Source organism: Mycobacterium sp., assembly GCF_035603715.1.
Taxonomy (GTDB): domain Bacteria; phylum Actinomycetota; class Actinomycetes; order Mycobacteriales; family Mycobacteriaceae; genus Mycobacterium.
Map to the genome: position 1 here is coordinate 1 of NZ_DATNJW010000213.1, position 4,102 is coordinate 4,102.

The window sequence follows — 4,102 nt, forward strand, 5'->3', positions numbered from 1 at the left end:
GCTGAAGTCGAAGGTGAGGTACCCGGTCAGGTCTGGATCGTCAGGCCGGAATGCCGCCAAGGGGCATCGCCGCCCGCCGACAACGACGTCGAACATCTCGCCGGTACAGCTGTGCGCGGCAAAGGGATTCGTCGGGACCAGCACGGGCAGCTCGGCAAGGTCGTCGACCCGGCCCGCCGATTCGAGCCGGGCCGCGACGTCGGCTTGCGGCACCGCGTAGGTCGGGACCACCCGCCGCGGCTCCCAGACCAGCAGTCCGTCGATCGTGTCGGCTACCGGCTCGCCGTCCAGGTCGATCCGGAGGTGTTTCTCGGTGGGCTCGTAGCGCAGCGACGGCAGTGCGCCGCCGAGCAGGTCTCGCATTTTGGTGGCCATCTCACCATCATGACCGGAATACGCCCATGTCAGTGACTGTGCCTTGGAAGGGCTGGACGGCGGACCCACTCCAGCCAGGCGGCAGCACTTCGGATGGGCCCGAGCGATTTCCTGTTGGCCCGGCTGAGGGACATCGTCGACTGCCTTGATGTCTCGGCCACAGCGACCTAAGTGGCCTACCTAGTTGGTCGTTGGTGGCGCTTGCGGTTGGAACGGCTCGTACCACCACCAGTCGGCGCGCTCACCGGTGGGTCCTGGGTAGGGCGCGACGGCGGGCGGCGGATTGCTGGGCGGACGGGCCAGCGATCCCGGGCGAAGTTCGGTGCCGTCGCTGTCGCTCACGACGAGGTGGGTGGCTGCGCCGGAGATAGTAATGATGCCGCGATGATGCAGGCGGTGGTGATACGGACACAGCAGCACCAGGTTGTTCAGCTCCGTCGTGCCGCCGTCTTCCCAGTGTTGGATGTGATGGGCGTGCAGACCGTGGCTGGCTGGGCAGCCGGGAACAGCGCACGTGGCGTGCCTGCGCTCGAGCGCGCGGCGGAGTTGACGATTGACCGTGCGGGTCGATCGACCGCAACCGATTGCTTCACCCTTGCGTTCGAACCACACTTCACAGGTGGCGTCGCATGTCAGGTACCGCCGCTCGGATTCCGAGAGCAACGGGCCCAGATGGAGGGCTCCAATCCGCTGCTCGACATCTACGTGCACCACCAATGTGGTGCGCTGGCCGTGGGGCCGACGCTGCACCTCGGAATCCCATCCGGTCTCTACCAGGCGCATGAACGCAGCTGCATACGTCGGCATCGGAGGTTGTTGATCAGGCTTGCCGGCGCTCTTTTCGCGGTCGCGTGTCCACTCGGCGATCAGCGCATCGCGATGCGACTGCAGCGCAGCCTCAAACGTCGCCGATTCCGTATGCGGGAGTGCGATTCGCCAGAAGTCGAACTCCGCGTTGGTGCTCTTGGTAACAGTTGGCCGAGGTTCGGGCCTGGAAGTGGGTTCAGGCCGCGGTTCCAATCCAATTGCGGTGCGCAACTGGCTGACCGTGGCAACACCGGCCAACTCCGCATAGTGCTCGTCGGATCCCTCGCCCGCGCGCTGCGCGATCACACCAACCTGGTCCAGCGAGAAGCGGCCCTCCCGCATCCCCTGCGCACAGCGGGGAAACGACTCGAGTCGGTGAGCCACCATCGCGATTGCGTGGGCGTTGCTCGATGAGGAACCGGTCTTCCAGGCCACCAGTGCGGCGACAGACCGTGCACCGGTAGCGCCCCACAGTTCGTCGCGATCGATCTCGGCAACGATATCGACGATGCGTCCGTCGATCGCGTTGCGCTGTCCCGTCAACTCGGAAAGCTCCTCGAAGAGCACCTCAAGGCGTGTGCCCGGGCGCGCTTCCGCGCTAGCGGAGGTCGCGGTCGAGGACATGACATGAGCATCGCACTGGGGTACGACAACTTTCGGCACACTGACCGCGGTGCCGATGGCGCAGTACCCATCCTGCTGCGCGGCGACGGAGCCCGGTGCGTCGTCGGTGAAGGAGCCTAGGCCTGGTGCACCGACTCAACGGTGTACAGGTGCGGTTCGAATCCGTCTGCCAAGTCCGCGCACCGCGTCATGTGTTCCTGGGCCGCGGGATTGCTCCGCATCGCCTGCATCGCCTCCGCGTTGCGCCATTGGGCGTAGTTGACCACGCGGGTGCCGTCGGTACTGAGGTGGATATTCGCCGAGATGAAGCCGTCGATGTGCTGCATCACTTCTTCGGTGGCCGCGGTCAACAGGTCGGCGAGTTCTCGAGCCCGCTCGGGTTGCACGGTGAATACGTTGATCAATGTCGCGAGGTCGGCGTGTGCGGTGATGGTCGACATGATGTCCTCCCTTGTCAGGTTCCTGACTTAACCATAGCACAGGTGTAAGGTTCCTGTCATGCAGACGTCTGAGGCGGAGCGTTCGATCGGGTATCTGGTGAAACGGGTACAGCAAGGACTACGGCGCCGATGCGACTTGGCGCTGAAACCGACCGGTCTGTCGATGGCCCAGTACTCGACGTTGCGGGCGCTGCATGAACACCCCGAGGCCTCGGCCGCCGAACTGGCGCGGATGTGCTTCGTGACTCGGCAGTCGTTGCAAGACGTGCTGAGCGGGTTGCGTGCGGCGGGACTCGTCGAGACGGCCAACGCGCCGCCGCGTGGGCGGGCTCGATCCCTGGAGTTGACGCGCCTGGGTTCGCAGCGGCTCGGCGCCGCCCACGACGCGGTGTTCGCCGTCGAAGCGGTGATGCTGCAGGGTATTTCGACGCGCGATCGGCGAACCGTTGCCGAAGCTTTGCTGCGCTGCGCGGAGAACGTCGAAGATGCTTAGGGGCTACTGCGCCAGCCGGTGACACCGATGACGATCATCCGCAGCTGCTTGACCGCGGTGATGCGGATCTGCTCGATCGCATCGGCGCCCTGGACGTCTTCGAGCGCCTCGGCGATGACGATCATCGAGTTGACGAACAGACTCGCCAGCACATTGAGGTCGTCGGTGCTCCACGCGTTCAGACCCGGGAACCGGGCGAGGTCGGTGGCCAATTCCGACGTCAACAGCCGGAATTCGGTGCGGATGGCATACCGCAGAACGGTGACGCCGCTGGAGCGTTCGCGTCCGATGAAACGCCAGTGCTCGCGACGTTCGGTGACGCTGGCAACCACGATCTCGACCGACGATTCGATCACCCTGTTGGGGTCGAGCTTGCCGGCCCGCGCGCCGCGCAGCATGTCGCGCAAGGTCCGAAACGACTCATCGATCAGGACCAGCCCGAGAGCATCCATCGATTCGAAGTGGCGATAGAACGCTCCCGGGACGATCCCGGCCTCCCGGGTGACCTCTCGCAGGCTCAATCCGCTGAAACTGCGCTCATCCAGCAGTTTGAGCGCCGCGGCCACGATGGCCCGGCGGGTCGCCTCTTTGCGTTCTTCGCGGGACGGCCCCTCGCGGCTACGACTGCGGCTCGACCGGTGCGGCCGTGAGCTAGGCGCACGACTGTTCACCGTGTGAACCGTACCACAGACCTGGGAAAACCCTTGACGAGCAGGGCCATGTGCGCGCACGGTATACATATGTTCACTCAGAACTCCACACCAACTTTAGCGAAGCGGGTGCTGGGATCAAACCTGGTCAACCTGCTCACCGGTCCCCACGGCGTCGACCGGTACACCGAACAGGTTGATCCGGCCTGGACACTGGCCGAAGGCCGCGCGAAGGTCGTCGACGTGCGACGGGACACCCCGCGCAGCGTCACCCTGGTGCTGGCGCCCAACGAGGCGTTCACCGACACCATCAAGGCCGGGCAATACGTCAACCTCAGCGTCGAGATCGACGGACGCCGGCACACCCGGTGCTATTCACCGGCCAACGCCGAGGGCGCCTCGCAGATCGAGCTGACCATCGGACATCACGACGGCGGACTGGTCTCGACCTATCTGTACGAGCGTGCGCGGCGCGGGATGGTGGTCGGCCTCAGTGGTGTCGGCGGCGACTTCGTCCTGCCGGAGCAGCGGCCCCGCCGCATTCTGTTCGTCTCCGGTGGCAGCGGGATCACACCCGTCATGGCGATGCTGCGCACGCTCGTCGACGAGGGCCATTCGGGCGAGGTCGCCTTCGTGCACTACTCACGCAACAGCGTCGAGGCGTGCTACCGCGACGAGCTTGCCGCGATGCCGGGTGTGCGAGTGCTGCACGG

General features: G+C 65.4%; 5 protein-coding genes and 1 pseudogene. 2 read left to right on the forward strand and 4 right to left on the reverse strand.

The window, feature by feature from the left end; translation table 11 throughout:
- From VN856_RS08990 to VN856_RS09000, 3 genes and pseudogenes are all read right to left on the reverse strand, one after another.
- A pseudogene (locus VN856_RS08990) lies at window positions 1–375 on the reverse strand (hypothetical protein); the annotation flags it as partial.
- Between the two features lie 180 nt (window positions 376–555).
- The gene (locus VN856_RS08995; protein WP_325688137.1) at window positions 556–1,806 is read right to left on the reverse strand and encodes an HNH endonuclease signature motif containing protein; all 1,251 of its coding nucleotides are present in this window, start codon (window positions 1,804–1,806) and stop codon (window positions 556–558) included.
- A gap of 116 nt (window positions 1,807–1,922) precedes the next feature.
- Window positions 1,923–2,246, reverse strand: a complete 324-nt coding sequence (locus tag VN856_RS09000) for an antibiotic biosynthesis monooxygenase family protein (RefSeq protein WP_325688139.1) — start codon at window positions 2,244–2,246, stop codon at window positions 1,923–1,925.
- 58 nt (window positions 2,247–2,304) lie between these two features.
- On the opposite strand from VN856_RS09000, the gene VN856_RS09005 reads away from it, so the two are divergent.
- Entirely contained in the window at window positions 2,305–2,739 is a 435-nt protein-coding gene (locus VN856_RS09005; RefSeq protein WP_325688141.1) for a MarR family winged helix-turn-helix transcriptional regulator, read from the forward strand.
- Here the strand turns inward: VN856_RS09005 and VN856_RS09010 are convergent.
- Window positions 2,736–3,410: a TetR family transcriptional regulator gene (locus VN856_RS09010; RefSeq protein ID WP_325688143.1), complete on the reverse strand. Its 675-nt coding sequence runs from the start codon at window positions 3,408–3,410 to the stop codon at window positions 2,736–2,738. The genes VN856_RS09005 and VN856_RS09010 overlap by 4 nt on opposite strands.
- A gap of 69 nt (window positions 3,411–3,479) precedes the next feature.
- Here VN856_RS09010 and VN856_RS09015 point away from each other — a divergent pair.
- Window positions 3,480–4,102 (forward strand): FAD-binding oxidoreductase (locus VN856_RS09015; protein WP_325688145.1); only part of this gene is annotated, 623 nt, incomplete at its 3' end.